The 19,459-nt window shown below is 70.3% G+C and carries 20 protein-coding genes; 9 read left to right on the top strand and 11 right to left on the bottom strand.

What is annotated here, in order from left to right; genetic code table 11:
- Window positions 1-34: 34 nt before the first annotated feature.
- The 3 genes from ispF to D1369_RS22260 form a co-directional block, all read right to left on the bottom strand.
- On the bottom strand, window positions 35-529 hold the full coding sequence (gene ispF, locus D1369_RS22270; protein WP_007382943.1) for a 2-C-methyl-D-erythritol 2,4-cyclodiphosphate synthase: 495 nt from the start codon (window positions 527-529) through the stop codon (window positions 35-37).
- Entirely contained in the window at window positions 519-1,283 is a 765-nt protein-coding gene (ispD, locus tag D1369_RS22265; protein ID WP_007382944.1) for a 2-C-methyl-D-erythritol 4-phosphate cytidylyltransferase, read from the bottom strand. Before ispD ends, ispF begins: the two co-directional genes overlap by 11 nt.
- A gap of 347 nt (window positions 1,284-1,630) precedes the next feature.
- The gene (locus tag D1369_RS22260) at window positions 1,631-2,113 is read right to left on the bottom strand and encodes a CarD family transcriptional regulator (protein WP_003953493.1); all 483 of its coding nucleotides are present in this window, start codon (window positions 2,111-2,113) and stop codon (window positions 1,631-1,633) included.
- 589 nt (window positions 2,114-2,702) lie between these two features.
- Between D1369_RS22260 and D1369_RS22250 the strand changes: the two genes are divergently transcribed.
- Window positions 2,703-3,359, top strand: coding sequence for a copper chaperone PCu(A)C (locus D1369_RS22250; protein WP_007382945.1), 657 nt, complete (start codon window positions 2,703-2,705; stop codon window positions 3,357-3,359).
- 74 nt (window positions 3,360-3,433) lie between these two features.
- Here D1369_RS22250 and D1369_RS22245 read toward each other — a convergent pair whose 3' ends face one another.
- Together D1369_RS22245 and D1369_RS22240 are read right to left on the bottom strand one after the other, a co-directional pair.
- Entirely contained in the window at window positions 3,434-4,114 is a 681-nt protein-coding gene (locus D1369_RS22245; protein WP_007382946.1) for a response regulator transcription factor, read from the bottom strand.
- On the bottom strand, window positions 4,111-5,364 hold the full coding sequence (locus D1369_RS22240; protein WP_007382947.1) for an ATP-binding protein: 1,254 nt from the start codon (window positions 5,362-5,364) through the stop codon (window positions 4,111-4,113). The genes D1369_RS22245 and D1369_RS22240 overlap by 4 nt, the downstream gene beginning before the upstream one ends.
- A gap of 224 nt (window positions 5,365-5,588) precedes the next feature.
- Between D1369_RS22240 and phoU the strand changes: the two genes are divergently transcribed.
- The 3 genes from phoU to D1369_RS22225 all read left to right on the top strand — a co-directional run bounded on the left by phoU (window position 5,589) and on the right by D1369_RS22225 (window position 7,977).
- Window positions 5,589-6,278 (top strand): phosphate signaling complex protein PhoU, encoded by a 690-nt coding sequence (gene phoU / locus D1369_RS22235; protein ID WP_007382948.1) that lies wholly within the window; start codon window positions 5,589-5,591, stop codon window positions 6,276-6,278.
- Between the two features lie 466 nt (window positions 6,279-6,744).
- Entirely contained in the window at window positions 6,745-6,993 is a 249-nt protein-coding gene (locus D1369_RS22230; protein WP_037903422.1) for an SCO4226 family nickel-binding protein, read from the top strand.
- 132 nt (window positions 6,994-7,125) lie between these two features.
- A complete protein-coding gene (locus D1369_RS22225; RefSeq protein ID WP_106433499.1) occupies window positions 7,126-7,977 on the top strand; it encodes an MBL fold metallo-hydrolase in 852 nt (283 codons plus the stop codon).
- 90 nt (window positions 7,978-8,067) lie between these two features.
- On the opposite strand, the gene D1369_RS22220 is transcribed toward D1369_RS22225, so the two are convergent.
- Window positions 8,068-8,829, bottom strand: a complete 762-nt coding sequence (locus D1369_RS22220; protein WP_007382951.1) for a phosphoglyceromutase — start codon at window positions 8,827-8,829, stop codon at window positions 8,068-8,070.
- Window positions 8,830-8,981: 152 nt separating this feature from the next.
- Between D1369_RS22220 and D1369_RS22215 the strand changes: the two genes are divergently transcribed.
- The gene (locus D1369_RS22215; RefSeq protein WP_007382952.1) at window positions 8,982-10,241 is read left to right on the top strand and encodes an MFS transporter; all 1,260 of its coding nucleotides are present in this window, start codon (window positions 8,982-8,984) and stop codon (window positions 10,239-10,241) included.
- 40 nt (window positions 10,242-10,281) lie between these two features.
- Here the strand turns inward: D1369_RS22215 and D1369_RS22210 are convergent, their stop codons facing one another.
- On the bottom strand, window positions 10,282-10,707 hold the full coding sequence (locus D1369_RS22210) for a DUF2000 domain-containing protein (RefSeq protein ID WP_037900604.1): 426 nt from the start codon (window positions 10,705-10,707) through the stop codon (window positions 10,282-10,284).
- 49 nt (window positions 10,708-10,756) lie between these two features.
- Between D1369_RS22210 and D1369_RS22205 the strand changes: the two genes are divergently transcribed.
- Window positions 10,757-11,623, top strand: coding sequence for an AraC family transcriptional regulator (locus D1369_RS22205; RefSeq protein WP_037900606.1), 867 nt, complete (start codon window positions 10,757-10,759; stop codon window positions 11,621-11,623).
- A 203-nt stretch (window positions 11,624-11,826) separates the two neighbouring features.
- Here the strand turns inward: D1369_RS22205 and D1369_RS22200 are convergent, their stop codons facing one another.
- Window positions 11,827-12,327 carry a YbjN domain-containing protein gene (locus D1369_RS22200; protein WP_007382955.1) on the bottom strand — a complete coding sequence of 167 codons (501 nt, stop codon included), beginning with the start codon at window positions 12,325-12,327 and terminating at the stop codon, window positions 11,827-11,829.
- The gene (mshA, locus tag D1369_RS22195) at window positions 12,320-13,657 is read right to left on the bottom strand and encodes a D-inositol-3-phosphate glycosyltransferase (RefSeq protein ID WP_007382956.1); all 1,338 of its coding nucleotides are present in this window, start codon (window positions 13,655-13,657) and stop codon (window positions 12,320-12,322) included. The genes D1369_RS22200 and mshA overlap by 8 nt, the downstream gene beginning before the upstream one ends.
- Before the next feature lie 261 nt (window positions 13,658-13,918).
- Between mshA and D1369_RS22190 the strand changes: the two genes are divergently transcribed.
- The 3 genes from D1369_RS22190 to D1369_RS22180 all read left to right on the top strand — a co-directional run bounded on the left by D1369_RS22190 (window position 13,919) and on the right by D1369_RS22180 (window position 18,124).
- Entirely contained in the window at window positions 13,919-14,749 is an 831-nt protein-coding gene (locus D1369_RS22190) for a class I SAM-dependent methyltransferase (protein ID WP_202477024.1), read from the top strand.
- Window positions 14,750-15,474: 725 nt separating this feature from the next.
- Window positions 15,475-16,548 (top strand): C40 family peptidase, encoded by a 1,074-nt coding sequence (locus D1369_RS22185; RefSeq protein WP_007382958.1) that lies wholly within the window; start codon window positions 15,475-15,477, stop codon window positions 16,546-16,548.
- 274 nt (window positions 16,549-16,822) lie between these two features.
- Window positions 16,823-18,124, top strand: coding sequence for a response regulator (locus tag D1369_RS22180; protein ID WP_037900608.1), 1,302 nt, complete (start codon window positions 16,823-16,825; stop codon window positions 18,122-18,124).
- A 128-nt stretch (window positions 18,125-18,252) separates the two neighbouring features.
- On the opposite strand, the gene D1369_RS22175 is transcribed toward D1369_RS22180, so the two are convergent.
- Window positions 18,253-18,591 (bottom strand): DUF2516 family protein, encoded by a 339-nt coding sequence (locus D1369_RS22175; RefSeq protein ID WP_082319565.1) that lies wholly within the window; start codon window positions 18,589-18,591, stop codon window positions 18,253-18,255.
- 144 nt (window positions 18,592-18,735) lie between these two features.
- Window positions 18,736-19,410 carry a hypothetical protein gene (locus tag D1369_RS22170; RefSeq protein WP_007382961.1) on the bottom strand — a complete coding sequence of 225 codons (675 nt, stop codon included), beginning with the start codon at window positions 19,408-19,410 and terminating at the stop codon, window positions 18,736-18,738.
- Window positions 19,411-19,459: the final 49 nt, after the last annotated feature.

Raw genomic sequence — 19,459 nt, 5'->3', positions numbered from 1 at the left:
ATGTGTGGTGCCTTCGACGGGTTGTGGATAACAGTCAGTTCGCGTTCCTGACCACCAGCGCGGTTGCCACCGCCATCAGACCCTCGTCCCGGCCGGGAAACCCGAGTCCGTCCGTCGTCGCGCCCGACACCGACACCGGTGCACCGGCCGCCTCGGACAGGATCTTCTGCGCCTCGTCCCGCCGCTTGCCGATCTTCGGGCGCGGTCCTACGACCTGTACGGCGATGTTCCCGATGCGGAACCCCGCCTGGCGGACGATGCGGGCCGCCTCCGTCAACAGGGTGACGCCGGATGCACCCGACCATTCGGGGCGGCCGGTGCCGAAGTGCTGGCCGAGGTCGCCGAGGCCGGCAGCCGAGAACAGCGCGTTGCACGCGGCGTGCGCGACCACGTCCGCGTCGGAGTGCCCGGCAAGACCGGTGCCCTCCCACTTCAGGCCGGCGCACCACAGCTCGCGGCCCTCCTCGAAGGCGTGGATGTCGGTGCCGATGCCGACCTGGGGCAGTGCGTACGGCAGCTCAGAAGCCATCGTTGAGCCTCCGACGGGCCAGGACCGCCTCCGCGAGGACCAGGTCCAGCGGGCGGGTCACCTTGAACGCCTCCTCGTGACCGGGCACGACCACCACGGTGAGCCCCAGCTGTTCGACCATGCTCGCGTCGTCGGTGACATCCCCGGTGACCGTCTCGTGGGCGCGGATCAGGGTCGCCCGGTCGAAGCCCTGCGGGGTCTGCACGGCACGCAGCCGCGCGCGGACCGGGGTCGCCACCACGGGTTCCGGCTCGCCGGGAGCGGTCGCCGGCTCGACCTCCTTCACGGTGTCCGCGAGGGGCAGCGCCGGGACGACGGCGGGCGCGCCGTCCCGTACGGCCTCGATGACCGCGTCGACCGTGTCGACCGGGACGAGCGGGCGGGCCGCGTCGTGGACCAGGACGATGTCGAAGTCGGTGGGCAGGGCGTCCAGGCCCAGCCGGACCGAGTCCTGGCGGGAGTCGCCGCCCGGGACGACGAGGAAGTCCGTCCGCTCGGGCAGCGCGTGCGCGTCGAGGAGGGACTTGACCTCGCCGGCGCCGTCGGGCGGGGCCACGACCACGACCAGGGAGACGGCACGGGACGCGGCCATCGCGCGGACCGCGTGGATCAGCATGGGGGTGCCGTTCAGCGCTCGGAGCGCTTTGGGGGCGCCCGGACCGAGGCGTACGCCCCTTCCGGCGGCCGGAATCACCACTGCGGTGCGGGCCTCCGCACGTGCTTCGGCGGGCGAAGGGCGCGAAACGTCAGACATCGGTTCCCGTCAGGTTTGTGTGCTCGGCCAACGTGGGTACGGAGACAGCGTGCCGGGCGCGACGCCTTGACCGGACCCTTCCGTGACACCGGTCGAGCCTGCTGCCCGGGCCCGGCACGCCAAGTATCGGGGGATCTTTCTCCGAGAGGAACACGCGCACGGCACTCCGGGACTTCATGGTCAAGGCGCCGTGTCATGGTCAGGGCTCCATGGAACCGTCATCCGGAGACGGACATGCCGCAGCGCCCGGCGACAGCTGTTGCGTCATCGGGCACCACGGCATTTCAGTGCGGCAATTCAGATTCAATGTGCTGAGCTGAGCGGGCAAGGTGCCTGCACAGAGACGCTCAGGACGCGAGAACCTCGTCGAGCAGCGCCTCGGCCTTGTCCTCGTTCGTGTTCTCCGCGAGCGCGAGTTCACTCACCAGGATCTGCCGAGCCTTGGCGAGCATGCGCTTCTCACCTGCGGAGAGTCCGCGCTCGCGCTCACGACGCCACAGGTCACGCACGACTTCCGCGACCTTGATGACATCGCCGGAGGCGAGCTTCTCCAGGTTTGCCTTGTAACGACGGGACCAGTTAGTGGGCTCCTCGGCGTACGGTGCGCGCAGCACCTCGAAGACCCGGTCCAGCCCGTCCTGACCGACCACATCCCGCACGCCGACGAACTCCGCATTGTCCGCTGGCACACGTACCGTCAGGTCACCCTGGGCGACCTTCAGCACCAAGTAGGTCTTGTCCACGCCTTTGATCTGGCGAGTTTCGATAGCCTCGATCAGCGCGGCCCCGTGATGGGGATAGACCACGGTGTCGCCAACCTTGAACGTCATGTGACAGGTACCCCTTCCGTGGCTATCCAGGGTAACACGGAAACTGCGGGTTCTGAATGGCGTTTTCGCAGGTCAGGGCATATCTCGGGGCTTGACAACAGCAACAGGAACGTGCTGCGGAGGCCGGGCGGAACAAGGAATTCGCAGGTCGGAGCGGCTCTCCGGTCGAGGTGAAACGCGTACGTTACACACACCCGGAGGCGCTTCCGAGCGGGCTAACGTCCCTAAATGTCCGGTTCCACGTGTGCGACTTCCGCTACTCCGTTCGGTGTCCGGAGTCGCTTCCCCGCCGAATCCGGAATTGATCACGCACGGCCGGCGGATCAGGTGGTGATCAATTCCGGGGGTGATCGCGCATTCCTTCACGGAAGTTTTGCTACTGGATGCCGAAGACTCTTATGTGAATGCCGGACGAGCGCCGGAGTGCGGGGCACAAGTGGCTCAGGGGTCACTTGTGAACCGAGTGACACGCCTCTTGGGGAGGGTCGGGTGCGGCCCTGCGGGAACGGCTCGGTAACCTAAGGCCGCTGACAGACACTTAGCGCGGCTTTACGGGCCGCCCCGCTCAAGTCAAGGAGTTGCCGCCGCCGTGAGCAGCAGCCTTCGACGCGGCGCCCTCGCCGCCTCCGCCATCGCGTTCTCGATCGCCGCGCTCTCCGCGTGTGCGGCCGGCAGCAACGCCCAGACCCTGGAGGTCAAGCCGGACAACGCGGAGACCCGCGTGGGCGCCATCAAGCTCCAGAACGTCGTGGTGATCACCCAGGCGACTCCCGAGGCCTCCGGTGAGACCAAGGGCCCGGCCGTCATCTCCGCCACCGTCTTCAACTCCGGCGACAAGGCCCAGACGCTGGACTCCGTGAGCGTCGACGGCGGCGGCAGCGCCGAGATCACGCCCGCCAAGGGCAAGGGCAAGGTGACCGTCCCGGCCCACGGCTCCGTCGTCCTCGGCGGCAAGGGCAACGCCTCCGCCGCGGTCAGCGAACTCGGCGCGAGCGTCAAGAACGGCAACGCCCAGAAGGTCACCTTCACCTTCAGCACGACCGGTGACGTGAGCCTGCGCGCCTTCGTGGTCCCGGCCGACAGCTACTACAGCAAGTGGGGCCCGAGCGCGGTTCCGTCGGCGCCCGCGAAGCCGGCCAAGCCGTCCGCCACCCCGACCGGCGCGGCCACTCCGACTGGCCCGGCCACCCCGACCGGCGCGGCCTCCGCGAGCGCGACGGCGACGGAGTCGGCCGCGACCCGCTAAGTGGTCGTACCTACGACGCGAAGGGCGGGGCCTCCGAGGAGGCCCCGCCCTTCGCGTCGTAGGACTGTCTGTCTTTACGGCTCGAACTTGTAGCCGAGGCCGCGGACCGTCACCAGGTACCGCGGCGCGCCCGGGTCGGGCTCGATCTTGGCGCGCAGGCGCTTGACGTGGACGTCGAGGGTCTTGGTGTCGCCGACGTAGTCGGCGCCCCAGACGCGGTCGATGAGCTGCATGCGGGTCAGGACGCGGCCCGCGTTGCGCAGCAGCATCTCCAGCAGGTCGAACTCCTTGAGGGGCAGGTCGACCTTGGAGCCGGAGACCGTGACCACGTGACGGTCCACGTCCATGCGGACCGGACCGGCCTCCAGGGCTGCCGGGGTGACCTCCTCGGGCTCGCCGCGGCGGCGCAGGACGGCTCGGATACGGGCGACCAGCTCGCGCGAGGAGAACGGCTTGGTGACATAGTCATCGGCTCCTATTTCCAGGCCGACGACCTTGTCGATCTCGCTGTCCTTGGCGGTCACCATGATGACGGGGACGTTGGAGCGGCCGCGCAGCTGGCGGCAGACCTCGGTGCCGGGCAGGCCCGGCAGCATCAGGTCGAGAAGGACGAGATCGGCGCCGTTGCGCTCGAACTCGTCGAGTCCGTCGGGGCCGGTGGCCGCGATGGCGACCTCGAAGCCCTCCTTGCGGAGCATGTACGAAAGGGCGTCGGAGAAGGACTCCTCGTCCTCGACGACGAGCACTCGGGTCACGGAAGGACCTCCGGGGCGGGAAGCGGGTCGTAAGAAGCCGACTCGGGAGTGGGCCCGTCCTCGTCGTCGAGGTCGGGGTGCTGGAGCGCGCGGTCGCGGGCCGCGCCCGCCTCCGGCAGCCTGAGGGTGAACGTGGAGCCCTGTCCCTCCGAGCTCCACACCGTGACCTCCCCGCCGTGCGAGGCGGCCACGTGCTTGACGATCGCGAGACCGAGGCCCGTACCGCCGGTCTGGCGGGAGCGGGCCGGGTCGACGCGGTAGAAGCGCTCGAAGATGCGCTCCTTGTCCTTGTCGGAGATGCCGATGCCCTGGTCGGTGACGGCGACCTCGATGAGGTCGCCGCTCGGCTGGGCCACCCGGCGGGCGGATATGCCGACGCGGGTGCGGGCGGGCGAGTAGTTGACGGCGTTCTCGACGAGGTTGCCGAGGGCGGCGGCGAGCTGGCCGCGGTTGCCCCAGACCTTCAGCTCGGCCGCGCCGGCGGCGGCCATGGTGATCTGCTTGCTGCCGGCCTGGTGCCGGCAGCGGTCGATGGCCTCGGCGACGAGTTCGTCGATGCGGACGGGTTCGGCGTCCTCCAGCGGGTCGTCGTTCTGCACCCGGGAGAGGTCGATGATTTCCTGGACCAGGCTGGTCAGGCGGGTGGCCTCGATCTGCATACGGCCGGCGAAGCGCTCCACGGCCTCCGGATCCTCCGAGGCGTCCATGACGGCCTCGGACAGGAGGGAGAGCGCGCCGACGGGGGTTTTGAGTTCATGGCTGACGTTCGCGACGAAGTCGCGTCGTACCGCTTCGATCCGCCGGGCCTCGGTGAGGTCCTCCACGAGCAGCAGCACCAGCCGGGACCCGAGGGGCGCGACCCGCGCGGAGACCGCGAGCGCCTCCCCCCGTCCGGTCCCCCGCCTGGGCAGGTCCAGCTCGACCTGGCGTATCTCCCCGTCCCTCCTGGTGTCCCGGGCCATCTGGAGCATGGGCTCCACGGAGAGCTTGCCGCCGCGGACCAGCCCGAGGGCGTACGCGGCGGAGCTGGCCTTGACGACGGCGTCGGCCTCGTCGAGGACGACGGCCGAGGAGCGGAGCACGGAGAGGACGGTGTCCACGCCCGGCGGAAGCACCGGGTCGGTGTGCAGGGAGGTGCGGGTGGGGCGTTTCTGCTCCCGCTCGCTCCAGCGGAACGCCAGCATCGCGATGACACCGGTGAGCACACCGGCGATCGCTGCCGCTGCGGCGACCGCCGCGTTCACGTCCATGCCTCCAGGTTAGGCATGGGATCGGTCCTGGCCACAGCCGTCCGAGTGCGAGCTCGAACACTCGTCGCCCAGAGTTCACCTTGGAGCCAGTACTGGTTCATTTGGGAGGGCGGAAACGGACGCGTAGAGGGCCGAACGTGGGAGCGTGGGGTACGCAGCACCGGTTTCGCGGCCGGTTTTGGCCCCTGGAACCCACAGGAATGACGTACGAGAGGGAACCGACAATGCGGGACGCGTACCACGAGGAACTTGATTCGATCGGCGACGGTCTGGTGGAGATGGCCCGGCTGGTCGGCTCGGCGATCGGACGCGCCACGACGGCCATCCTCGACTCCGACCTGAAGCTGGCCGAGAGCGTGATCGAGGCCGACCAGAAGGTGGACGACCTCCAGCACGACCTGGAGGCCAGGGCGATAGCACTGCTCGCCCGCCAGCAGCCGGTGGCGACGGATCTCCGTATCGTCGTCACCTCGCTGCGCATGTCGGCCGACCTGGAGCGCTCCGGCGACCTGGCCCAGCACGTGGCGAAGCTGGCCCGGCTGCGCTTCCCCGAGAAGGCCATCCCGCACGACCTGCACGCGACGATCCTGGAGATGGGCCAGCTCGCCCAGCGTCTGATGGCCAAGGCGGCGGAGGTCATCATCACCAAGGACGTCGACCTGGCGCTCCAGCTGGAGCAGGACGACGACGAGATGGACCTGCTGCACCGCACGCTGTTCCAGCACCTGCTGGACGACAAGTGGAAGCACGGCATCGAGACGGCGGTCGACGTGACGCTGCTCGGCCGCTACTACGAGCGGTTCGCCGACCACGCGGTGTCGGTGGCCAAGCGGGTGGTGTACCTGGTGACGGGTGAGCACGCGGACGAGTTCCAGCAGGAGATCCAGCCGGTGACGGGGGTGGAGGGCGCCTGAACCGGGCGCCCTCGGGGTGTTCGGGGCGTGCGCGAGCCTCTGTGCGCCGTTGATGCGCCCAGCGGGGTGGGCATGCAATGGGCACAGGGCCTGATCCGACAGTCGGTCCGGCAGTCGGCACGTTCTGGCTCTCGCCTCGAGGAGGGACCCATGGCCGAATCCCCCAGCACTCCCCAGCCCGACCCCACGCAGGAACGCCCGACCGAGCAGCCCGCCGCGATCAGGACCCTGACGGTCATCGGCGCGTGCGGCTGCGGCTCGGGGTGCGGGTGCGGGTGCCAGTCGGGCAGTCCGTGCCAGTGCGGCTGATCTCGTACGACGGTGAGGGGCCCCGGGTGATCCCGGGGCCCCTCGTCGTTTCGAGTCGACCGGACGGGTGGGGAGGGGGAGCATGGGAGGGAAGGCGGGACGGGACGGGGACGCAGGGGTGACCGATCGGCTCGGGGACGGCAGGAAGGTGCAGGCCATGACACGGTTCATGGACGTACACCATGGGATGCAGGGCATCACGGCCGACCAGTTGATGGAGGCCCACCAGGCAGACCTGGCGATAGAGAAGGAAGAGGGCGTGCACTTCGAACACGCCTGGGCGGACCCGGAGTCCGGTCTCGTCTACTGCCTCTCGGAGGCGCCGTCACCGGAGGCGGTCCAGCGCGTCCACGAACGGACGGGCCACAAGGCGGACGAGATCCACCCGATGCCGCTGTCGGTCTGACCCTGGACCGACGAGATCACCCGGGCAGTCGACCGGCTCAACACGCAGAGTCCCCGTCAGCACACCGACGAGGACTCGTGAACGGCGTTCGACGATGACCCCACGCGACTACTCCGTTCCAGGAGAGCAGCGATGACCACCATGGAGAGCTTCGACCTTCTGCAGCCGTACAAGATCGCTGAGGAGACGTTCGTCATCCCGTGGGCCCTCGAGGCCCCGCCGGTCGGTCACTTCCCGATGAACTCGATGGTGATCCGGGGAGCCGAACCGGTCCTCGTGGACACCGGGGCGCCCGCAGTGCGCTCCCAGTGGCTGGAGGCAGCCTGGTCCGTCGTGGATCCCCTGGACGTACGGTGGATCTTCCTCACCCACGACGACCGCGACCACGCCGGCAACCTCCTGGCGGTCCTCGCGGCATGCCCGAACGCGACCCTGCTGACGACATGGTTCTCCATCGGCCGCATGGCCGAGGAGTGGGAGACCCCCGTCAACCGGTGCCGCTTCATGACCGACGGCGACACGATCGACGCGGGCGATCGCACCCTGGTCGCCAAACGACCACCCCTGTACGACAACCCCACAACCCGCGCCCTTTTCGACCCGAAGGCCAACGTCCTGTGGGCCGTTGACACTTTCGCCACGAACGTGCCGACCCCTGTGCCCGAAACGGCGGCGCTGTCGCCGGACGAATTCCGCGACGGCCAGTTCTTCGGCGGGCGGCTGGTCTCCCCCTGGGTCGCCCTGCTGGACGCCCAGAAGTTCGGGGCGGTCGTCGACGACTTCCAACACCTGAACGCCGAGGTCATCGCCGGCTGCCACTGCCCGGTCCTCCGCGGAGCCCAGATCTCCGAGGCCTACGACCTGCTCCGCCAGCTCCCCGGAGTCCCCCCGTGGGCAGAGTTCACCCAGGCCGACCTGGACGAGTGGATGGCGGTTGCCGAGAGCTCGGTACCGCCGGAACAACCACGGCCGTCGGGGACGTGACTGCGGCCGCCGCTGGGCGACACGGACAGCTGGGGCGAAAATGCCTCCCACTCACGCGGTATGCGCGGGTGGGAGGCATGGTCGCAGGGGTTACTTCTTCTTGCCCTGATTCTTGACCGCCTCGATGGCCGCCGCAGCCGCCTCCGGGTCCAGGTACTTGCCGCCCGGTGTCACCGGCTTGAAGGACGCGTCGAGTTCGTAGTAGAGCGGGATGCCCGTCGGGATGTTCAGGCCCGCGATGTCGGCGTCGGAGATGCCGTCCAGGTGCTTGACCAGGGCGCGGAGGCTGTTGCCGTGGGCCGCGACCAGGACCGTGCGACCGGCCAGGAGGTCCGGGACGATGCCGTCGTACCAGTACGGAAGCATGCGGACGACCACGTCCTTCAGGCACTCCGTGCGGGGGCGGAGCTCCGGGGGGATCGTGGCGTAGCGGGCGTCGTCCGACTGGGAGAACTCCGTGCCGTCCTCGAGGGGCGGGGGCGGGGTGTCGTAGGAGCGGCGCCACAGCATGAACTGCTCCTCGCCGAACTCCGCGAGGGTCTGGGCCTTGTCCTTGCCCTGGAGGGCGCCGTAGTGGCGTTCGTTCAGGCGCCACGAGCGGTGGACCGGGATCCAGTGGCGGTCCGCGGACTCCAGCGCCAGCTGGGCGGTGCGGATCGCGCGCTTCTGGAGGGACGTGTGGACCACGTCGGGCAGGAGGTCGGCGTCCTTCAGGAGTTCGCCGCCGCGGACTGCCTCCTTCTCGCCCTTCTCGTTGAGGTTGACGTCCACCCAGCCGGTGAACAGGTTCTTCGCGTTCCATTCGCTCTCGCCGTGGCGGAGGAGGATCAGCTTGTACGGTGCGTCGGCCATGCGTATGAGCGTAATCCACACCTTCGGTCGGGGTGGTGCCCGCTCGACAGACGGACGGTTGACGGGATCTGTTAATTGAGTGGCCCGCCGTCACCTCACCTTCGTAAGTTGTGATCAGCAGCTGAGCCACTTACACACACGGGGGTCCGTCCATGCCACTCGCCACCCTGAGACGCGCCACCCGTGAGACCGTCTCCGGGCTCCCCCGCGCGTTCTGGTGGCTGTGGGTCAGCACCCTCGTCAACCGCCTGGGTGCCTTCGTCGCCACCTTCATGGCCCTCTATCTCACCCTCGACCGCGGTTACTCCGCCTCCTACGCCGGTCTCGTCGCCTCGCTGCACGGGCTGGGCGGGGTCGTCTCGTCGATCGGGGCCGGGGTGATGACCGACCGGCTCGGGCGGCGGCCCACCCTCCTCGTCGCGCAGTCCGCCACCGCCGCCTCCGTCGCGCTGCTCGGCTTCATGCACCACCCCGTCGCCATCGCCGCCGTAGCGTTCCTGGTCGGCATGGCCTCCAACGCCTCCCGGCCGGCCGTGCAGGCGATGATGGCCGACATCGTGCGGCCCGAGGACCGGGTCCGGGCCTTCTCGCTCAACTACTGGGCCATCAACCTCGGTTTCGCGGTCTCCTCCATGGGTGCCGGGTTCGTCGCCGAGTACAGCTATCTCACGGGCTTCCTGATCGAGGCCGGGATGACCGCCGTCTGCGCGGTCGTCGTCTTCCTCAAGCTGCCCGAGTCCCGGCCCGAGGCGGAGAAGGCCACGGCCACGACCGACGACGTCCGCCTCGGCACGGTCCTGCGCGACGGGCGGTTCATGAGTGTCGTCGGACTGTCCTTCCTCGTCGCCGTGATCTTCCAGCAGGGTTCGATCGGGCTGCCCGTCGCGATGGGGGAGGCCGGGTTCACGCCCGCCGACTACGGCCTGGCCATCGCCCTCAACGGCGTCCTGATCGTCGCGCTCCAGATCCCGGTGACCCGGTTCATCCAGGACCGGGATCCGCAGCGGCTGCTCGTCGTGTCGTCGCTGCTCGCCGGCTACGGCTTCGGGCTCACCGCCTTCGCCGGGTCGGTGGGCCTGTTCGCCCTCACCGTGTGCGTGTGGACCCTGGGCGAGATGATCAACGCGCCCACCCAGACCGGGCTCGTCGTCCGCCTCTCCCCCGCCCACGGCCGCGGCCGCTACCAGGGCATGTACACCCTGTCCTGGTCCGTCGCCGCCCTCGTGGCACCCCTGATGTCCGGATTCGTCATCGATCGGTTCGGGGCGCCGTGGCTGTGGGGACTGTGCGCGGTCGTCGGGACGGTGGCGGCGGTGGGGTACGCGGCACTGATGCGGCGCCTGTCCGGGGAGACGGCCGCCGAGGTCGCCGTACCCGCGCAGTCCGTCGCCACCGAGGCCAGTGCGGCCTGATCGGCCAGTACGACCTGATCCGCCAGTACGGCCTGATCCGTCACGGATGCATCCGCGCGCCCTTGAGCACCTTGTCCACGGCGTTGCGCGGCCCGTACACCGCGAGCCCCACCAGGTCCAGCTCGCCCGTCGCCACCGCCCGTACCGCCGCGCGGTTGTCCCGGTCGTTGCCCGTCGAGAACAGGTCGCTCGTGAAGAGCGCGCGCGGGAGCGAGCGGGACAGCACGCGCGCGTGGGCCGCCGTCAGCGTCTCCTTCGTGCCCTCGAAGACCAGCACGGGCTGCCGGAACATCGGCAGATAGGGCACACCGTCGGCGTCCTCGTACGGTTCGCCGACCACCTCGGGGGCCTGGCTGCCCAGGCCGCTGACGAGGAACGCGGTGACGTTCAGGCGCTGCCAGGTCTCCAGGTCCTCGCGCAGCAGGACGGCGATCTTGGTGTCGAAGCGGATGGGTTCAGTACTCATGGGACGAGACTGGCGGGCGTCGTACGACCTCGTCTTGTACGTTCTTTGCATGGCGGCCACCACTCTGCCCACGCAGGACGTCACCGCGTGGCGCCCGGCCGTCCCGGGCGTCACCGAGGTCTTCCACGCCCACTTCACCGAGTACGCGTATCCGATGCACGTGCACGAGGCGTGGACGCTGCTCATCGTGGACGACGGGGCCGTACGGTACGACCTCGACCGGCACGAGCACGGCACGCCGGACGACACCGTGTCGCTGCTGCCGCCGCACGTCCCGCACAACGGCTCCCCGGCCACTCCCGACGGCTTCCGCAAGCGGGTTCTCTACCTCGACCACACCCACCTCGGCGACGAGCTCATCGGGCCCGCCGTCGACGGCCCCGACCTGCGGGACCCCGTACTGCGGCAGCGGGTGGGGCAGTTGCACACGGCGCTGGCCAGGCCCGGTGAGGAGTTCGAGGCGGAGAGCAGGCTGACGCTCATCGGCGACCGGCTCAGGGCTCTTCTACGGCCGTCGCTGTACGACGGGCCCGTGCGCCGCGACCCCGCCCTCGCCCGCCGACTGCGCGAACTCCTCGACGAGCGAGTTGTGGAGGGGCTGTCGCTGGAGGAGGCGGCAGGGGTCGTACAGGCCCATCCGGCGCATCTCGTACGGGCGTTCAGTGCCGCCTACGGCATCGCTCCGCACCAGTACCTCACCTCCCGCCGAGTCGACCGGGCCCGGCGGCTGCTGCTCGCGGGGCAGGGGCCCGCCGAGGTCGCCGCGCTCACCGGTTTCCACGACCAGGCGCATCTCACCCGGCACTTCAAGCGGCTGGTGGGGGTGACGCCGGGGCGTTATCGCACCGGCGTCAGGAGATCCACGGAAGGCGTCCGTCCGGTGATCGGCGCGAGTCAGCGTCGCCGGCATGGATGACCGACAGAACTCCCTACCGTTCAGACGTCTGTGTCGAGCTCCGTCCCGCCGGAGGAGGGTTCGGGCGGCAGCGTGGGGGTGCCCGGAGGCGGTTCCTCGGACGCCGGCACCTCCGGCGGCACCGAGCCCAGCCCCACCTCCACGTCACCCGACGAGCACACCGAGGAACCCGCCGAGGAACCTTCCGGGAGGGAGCCCGGGGGTCAGTCCTCGGAGCGCTGGGTCAGATGGGCGAACGCGTCCAGGTTGCGTGTCGACTCGCCCCGCGCCACCCGCCATTCGTACTCCTTGCGGATCGCGGCGGCGAAACCCAGCTCCAGCAGGGTGTTGAAGCTGCCGTCGGCCGCCTCCAGGACCTGGCCCAGGAGACGGTCGACCTCGTCGGCGGTGACCGCGGCGAGGGGGAGCTTGCCGGTGACGTAGATGTCGCCGAGCCGGTCGACGGCGTAACTCACGCCGTACAGCTTGAGGTTGCGCTCAAGGAGCCAGCGGTGGACGCCGGGTTCGTTCTCGTCGGGGTGGCGGATGACGAAGGCGTTCAGGGACAGGGAGTGGCGGCCGACGAGGAGCGAGACAGTCGTCTTCAGCTTGCGGGTGCCGGGGAGCTGCACGACGTAGTTGCCGGGCGCGGGGCTCTCCCACTCGACCTCGGTGTCCTTGAGGACGCCCTCGATGACCTGCGCCGCCTTCTCTGCCTCAGCCATGGTGGGAGCGTACGTGACGCCGGTGCGACTGCGCCGCGGCCACGTACACGTCCGCCGTCGCCGCGGCCGCGGTGTCCCAGCCGAAGAACTGGGCGTGCCGGGCGGCCGCCTCGCCCATGCGGGGCGTGAGCGCCGGGTTGTCGGCGAAGTCGCGCAGCACGCGCGCGTAGGCGGCCGGATCGTGCCCGCGTACCAGGAAACCGGTCTGTCCGTCGGCCACGGCCACCGGCAGCCCGCCGACCGCCGCCGCGAGCACCGGGGTGCCGGCCGCCTGGGCCTCTATGGCGACCAGGCCGAAGGACTCGCTGTACGAGGGCATGACCAGGACGGACGCGGCCCGGAACCAGTCGGCGAGCTGCTCCTGGCCGACGGGCGGGTGGAACCGTACGACATCGGCGATGCCGAGCCGGGAGGCCAGTTTCTGCAGGCCCTCGGGCTTGGCGAGGCCGCTGCCGCTGAGGCCGCCGACGACCGGGACGAGGATGCGGGAGCGCAGGTCGGGGCGCCGGTCGAGCAGGACCGCCACGGCTCGCAGGAGGATGTCCGGGGCCTTCAGGGGCTGGATGCGGCCCGCGAAGAGGGGGATCAGGGCGTCCTGGGGCAGACCGAGGCGGGCCCGGGCCGCCGCTCGGCCGTCCGCCGGGCGGAAGCGGTCGAGGTTCACGCCGGGGTGGACGACGGCGACCTTGGCGGGGTCGGCGGCGTAGTGCTGGACGAGTTCCTCGCGCTCCTCGGCGGTGTTCGCGATGAGGCGGTCCGCGGCGGCGACGATCTGGGTCTCGCCGATGACGCGGGCGGCGGGCTCGGGGGTGTCGCCGTCGGCGAGGTTGGCGTTCTTGACCTTGGCCATGGTGTGCATGGCGTGCACGAGCGGGGTGCCCCAGCGCTGGGCGGCGAGCCAGCCGACGTGGCCGGAGAGCCAGTAGTGCGAGTGGACGAGGTCGTAGTAGCCGGGACGGTGGCCGGCCCACGCCTGCATCACACCGTGCGTGAAGGCGCACAGCTGGGCGGGGAGGTCCTCCTTGTTGAGGCCCTCGTAGGGGCCCGCGTCGATGTGGCGGACCAGGACGCCGGGGGCCATCTCGACGGTCGGCGGGAGGCCGCCGGTCGTCGCCCGCGTGAAGATCTCGACCTCGATGTTGATCGCGGCGAGGCGCTGGGCGAGCTCGACGATGTAGACGTTCATGCCGCCCGCGTCGCCGGTGCCGGGCTGGTGGAGCGGGGAGGTGTGCACGGAGAGCATGGCGACGCGGCGGGGGCGGCGGTGCAGGCGCAACCGGTGGGGTGCGGTCTGGGAGCGACGCTGGAGCCTGCTGACGTACTGGCTCACGTGGCGTTCCTCCTTGCAGCGGGCATGCCGGACGGAGGGCGTGGGGACCCTCCGAGTGAGGGAACACCGGAGGGTGGCATTCCCATTCCGGGTGGGGTGGTTTTTGCCGAGGTATTACCGAGGGTCGCTCAACCGTTCGATGGGTGGGTGCGTTGGCCGTGCGGTGGGCGTGTGGCGGTGGGCGCTGCGGTGGGCGGGCGGTGCGATGGGGGGACGCCTCGCCCGCGGTGACCCGGGTCCCCGCCGCATACCCTCTTAGGCATGACATCCCGCGCCGCGTCCCGCCCTGTGGGCACGGTCACGCGCGGGACGACCAACCCCAACCGCCTGCGCCGCATGGACCGCTGGATCGCGGCCACGCACGGCACCGAACTGCGCCGCGCCGCCGACCCGGTCGCCGTCGACCTCGGTTACGGTGCCGCACCCTGGACCGCCGTGGAACTGCTCGCCCGGCTCCGCGAGAACGCCCCCCGCACGCGCGTGGTCGGCGTCGAGATCGAACCGGCCCGGGTGGCGGCCGCGAAGCCGTACGAACGCGAGGGGCTCGTCTTCCGACACGGCGGGTTCGAGATCCCGCTCCCCCAGCGGCCGCTGCTCATCCGGGCGGCCAATGTGCTGCGCCAGTACGAGGAGGCCGAGGTGGCCGCCGTCTGGGAGCGGCTCTGCGCCCGGCTGGCTCCGGCCGATCCGGCGCGCGGGTCGCGCGGCGGGCTGCTCGTCGAGGGGACCTGCGACGAGATCGGGCGCCGGCACGTGTGGGTCGCGCTCGGCCCCGAGGGACCGCGGACGGTCACCTTCGCGACCCGGCTGGGCTCGCTGGACCGCCCCTCCGACCTGGCCGAGCGACTGCCGAAGGCACTGATCCACCGCAACGTCCCGGGCGAGCCGGTGCACTCCTTCCTGCGCGACTTCGACCGCGCGTGGGCGGCCGCCGCGCCCTACGCGTCCTACGGCGCCCGGCAACGGTGGATCCGAACAGTGCGGGACCTGACGACCGACTGGCCGGTGACAGACGTGCCTTCACGGTGGCGGCAGGGCGAAGTGACGGTGGCGTGGGGGGCGTTGGCGCCGGGTGGGGTGGCGGCGGGGTGAACCTGGGGGTGACGGGGGCAACTCGGGGGTGGCGGGGGCGGATCAGGTGCACTGTGCCGCTTGCTGGAACTCGCACGCTCGCACGAACTCCGGCGTCTCGTCGTCCCACGGGGGAAGTCCCGGGGCGGCGAGGGCAACTCCGGCGAACTCGGCGGCGGCGGGGGCCGACCAGGTGCGCTGCCCCAAACCGGAACCCGCTCGCCAACGCGTACCCGGTCCTGTTCGCGCGAGCTTCTGCGCACCTGGACTACTCGGATGAACTCCAGGACGGCGGGGACCACTCGGACGCGCTGCGCCGCTTGCTGGAACTCGCGCGTGCCGGGTGCCGGGTGCCGCTCGCTCGCCTGAACTCCGCCGTCCCGTAATCCCTCGCCGTGAACCCCAGCCTGGCGAAGGCCGATCAGGCACCGTGTGCCGTTCGGGCGGACTCCCGCCTGCCGTGCCGCTCAAGTGAACTCCGGCGCTCCCCCACCCGAACTCCGAGATGCCGCCCGAGAACTCCCTCCAGAAGCCCTGACCTGCCGGGGAACGATCTCGGTGAGTCGTTCGTCACAAAGTCAGGGAGATCGTCTTCGGGGGACGGGGAGAGGGGGATGCACCGAGCAGCGTCGGGACGTGAAGGGATACGCCGGGAAGGCCTGCCCCTGTCGCTTTCGGCCGTGACGTGGCACGATCCCCCGAGCGCCGTAAGTTACTGACGGTAAATCAGCTTTGGGGGCAAGGGTATGGGGACGGGCAAGCGCGGTCTGATCGCTACGGCCGTGACCGTGATCGGCGCGGTGGCCGTGCTGTCGGCACCCGGCACCGCCTTCGCCGCCCCGACTCCGACGCCCACTCCCACCGCCTCACCGACTGCCGTCACCAACAAGGACATCGAAGCCGTACGCAAACAGCTCGACGCGCTCTACCACGACGCGGCCGTCGCCACCGACGCCTACAACGCCGCCGAGGAGAAGGCCGAGCAGCAGTCCGCGCAGATCGTCGCCCTGGCCCAGAAGATCGTCAAGGGCCAGGAGAAGCTGGCGAAGCTGAAGGCCCGCGCGGGCGCCGCGGCCGCCGCCCAGTACCGCTCCTACGGCCTGTCGGACGAGGCCCAGCTCATGCTGAGCGACGATCCGCAGGAGTTCCTGGACGGCACCCGCCGCGTCCTCCAGGGCCAGCGCGCCACCAAGGCGCTCATCGCGGAACTGACCCGGACCCAGCAGGACTTGAAGCAGTACGCCGCCGACGCCTCCGCCCAGTGGACCAAGCTGGAGGCGAACCGCAAGGCCAAGGCGAAGGCCAAGAAGAAGGTCGAGCAGCAGATCGCGGCGGCCGAACAGCTCGAGTCCCAGCTCGAAGCGAAGGAGAAGAAGCGCCTCGCCGAACTGGAGGAACAGGCCGCCCACCAGGCGCAGACCGCCTGGCTGGACTCCGGCGTCCTCAAGGAGATCAGCGGCAAGGCGAGCGCGGCCGGCAAGGCCGCCGTCGCCTACGCGACGAACCAGATCGACAAACCGTACGAATGGGGCGCCGAGGGCCCGGACTCGTACGACTGCTCCGGACTGACCTCACAGGCCTGGGCGAGCGCCGGCAAGCCCATTCCGCGCACCTCGCAGGAGCAGTGGAAACAGCTCAAGCACGTCGACGTGAAGGACATGCGGCCCGGCGACCTGATCATCTACTTCCACGACGCCAGCCATGTGGCGATGTACCTCGGCGACGGCGCGATCGTGCACGCCCCGCGGCCCGGGCGGACAGTGACGATCGCCGGGGCGGGATCGATGCCGATACTCGGCGTGGTGCGGCCGGACGCGTGAGCGTCCCCGAACGACCAAGTGAGACCTGGGCCATGTGATGCGGAGCACCCCTGACGGCTCCACAAACATTTCGCGAACGTGACGTTCGTCATCTCCACAACACCCGCCACGTGTCCAACTGCGGTACATAACGCGGCATATGACGGTGGCCACCGGCCAAACGGCGTGTCTCACGCCATTCCTTTCCCGGCCCGGCACCCGCTATGGTCCCCGTCGGTGGATCGAGGACCCTCGCTCCACCATGCCCTCGGGGGGAGGGAAGGAAGCCAAGACGATGCCCGTACCCATACCGCGGCAGCGAGCGATCCCGGCCGTGGAGAGTGGTCAGGCGCCGGCCGCACCCCAGCACGAGCCCTCCAAGGACGAAGCCCCGCGCAAGGAAGCCACGGTCGACAACAACGCCGCCACCCAACTGAGCCTGCTGGTGATCGAGGACGATCCCGGCGGGTCCACGGTCGTCCCCGAGCTCCTGGACTCGGCCGGCAAGCCGATCCGCGTCCGCACCGCCCGCAACCTCACCGAGGCGGAGCGGCTGCTCACGGATGACGTGCACTGCATCCTGCTCGACCTCGCGCTGCCCATGCCCGGCCGCTCCCCCGGCGACGACGAGCTCGCCGTACTCCGCCATGTCCTGGAGCTCGCACCCCGGCACGCCGTCCTCGCGCTCACCGCGTCCGGCGACGCCGAGCGCGGCGCGGAGGCCGTCCGGGTGGGTGCGCAGGACTATCTCTTCCGGGACGAGCTGGACAGCCGGCTGCTGAGCCGGGCGATCCGGTACGCGGTCGAGCGGAAACGTTCCGACACGGCGGAGCGCCGGCTCGCCGAGGGGCGGGTGCGGGCGCAGGAGAACCGGCGCCTGGAACGCGGGCTGCTGCCCACACCGCTGCTGGAAGGTTCCTCGCTGCGATTCGCCGCGCGATACCGGCCCGGACGCTCACGGGCCCTGCTCGGCGGGGACTTCTACGACGTCGTACGGACTCCCGACGGGACCGTGCACGCGATGATCGGTGACGTCTGCGGGCACGGCCCCGACGAGGCGGCGCTCGGCGTGGAGCTGCGGATCGCCTGGCGCGCGCTGACCCTGGCGGGGCTGTGCGGGGACGAGCTGCTCGGCACGCTGCAGGAGGTGCTGGAGCACGAGCGCTCGGACGACGAGATCTTCGCGACGCTGTGCACGGTGGACATCGCACCGGACGGACGGCGGGCGGGACTGTGTCTCGCCGGGCATCCGTCCCCGCTGGTGGCCCGGCCGGGGCGACCCGCGCGGCTGCTGCCGTACGACAACAACGGCCCCGCGCTGGGCCTGCTGCCGGGGGCTCGTTGGCCTCGGATGCAGGTGGAGCTGGGGGCCGAGTGGAGTCTGATGCTCTACACCGACGGCCTGATCGAGGGGCGCGTCGGCGAGGGCGGGGAGCGGCTGGGCCAGGACGGGATGGTGTCCATGATCCGCCGCCAGCTCTCCGAGGGGCTGCGCGGGGAGGCGTTGCTGCGGGCCGCGGTGAACGAGGTGCGGTCCCTCAACGGCGGCGAGTTGGCGGACGACGTGGCCGTACTGCTGCTTGACCGGGAGGCGTGACGGTCGAGCGGGGGCTCACTCACCGTCGCGGCTCATCGCGGTAAGGCGTCTGCGGGATCATCGTGGCGCTGCGGTGGTCGCGCCCACTCGGCGGCCGTACATCAGTACGGCCCCGGCAGCCTGAAGGGCTAGCGGCCTCCGTTGTACGGGCCGTAAGGGCCGTCACTGCTCGAACCCCTGCCCCGGCCGCTGCGGCCGCCGCCCGGGAGGGCGCGGATCGCCGGGCGTACGTCGACCATGTAGACGATCGTCGCGACGAGGCCGATGATCGGCAGGAACGACAGGATGTTGAAGATCAGGTTCACCACGAAGGCGAGCCCGAGGATGATCAGCCAGAAGGGCTTGGTCTTCTTGTCGGCCGCTCGGTAGGCGTCCTCACGGCGGATGGCGGCGTCGAACAGCGCGAAGCCGCTGAAAACGATCAGGGCCATGCTCAGCAGCCACATGAAGCCTGCGAACCCCTGCATCAGCACAACGTCCACCACCCGACTCGGCTCGTCATTTCGCGATTACGCGGTCACCGTACCCGTTCCCGCAAGGTCGCTACCCGCAGAACGGGCCGGGCACTCGGTAAGTGCCCGGCCCGGCGTCCTGACGTGTCCCGCGGTGCCTTACTTGGCGGGCGGGGTCTTCTTCGCCGGGGTGGTCTTGCGCGGCGCCGTCTTCTTCGCGGTGGGAGCCGTGTTCTTCGCCGGGGCCGGGGCGGCGGCCGTGGCGGGGGTGGCCGGCTTCGCGACCGGGGTCACGGTCGCCGGCTTCTTGGCCTCGGCCGGCTCGGCGTTCGGCTCGACGGCGATCGCCAGTTCCTCGATCTCCTCGGCGGCCTCGCCGCGCCAGGTCTTGACGGCCTGCTCGCCGTGCTCGGCGACCTTCTCGTAGGTCTCGCGGGCCTTGACGGCGTACTCGGCGGCGACGCCGACACCGCGCAGGGCGAGGTCCTGGGCGGACTCGCCGAGCTTCTTCAGGTCCGCGTCGAGCGTGCTGCCGAGCTTCTTCAGGTCGCCGTCGAGGCTGCTGATGAACTCGCCGACCTTGGTCTGCAGGGTCTCCTGCGTCTCCTTGACCTTGGCGCCGGCCTCCTTGGCACGGGCCTGGGCCTTCTCCTGGACCGCCTTCGGGTCGGTGCCGCGCACGGCCTCGATACGGGCCGGCGCCTCGGTGCGCAGCTGCTCCACCAGACCGGGCACCTTCTTGGCCTCCTGGAAGGCCAGGTCACCGGCGCCGGCGAGGAAGTAGAGCGGGGTCGGGTCCTTGACGGCCTTGCGGATGTCGTCGGTGATGGCCATGGTGACGGTCCTCCCGGATCGCTTGCTGATGAGGGTTTTGGGTCCCGCG

It is taken from the genome of Streptomyces sp. CC0208 (assembly GCF_003443735.1).
Taxonomy (GTDB): Bacteria; Actinomycetota; Actinomycetes; order Streptomycetales; family Streptomycetaceae; genus Streptomyces; species Streptomyces sviceus.
This window is presented reverse-complemented; position numbering and strand designations above follow the sequence as displayed.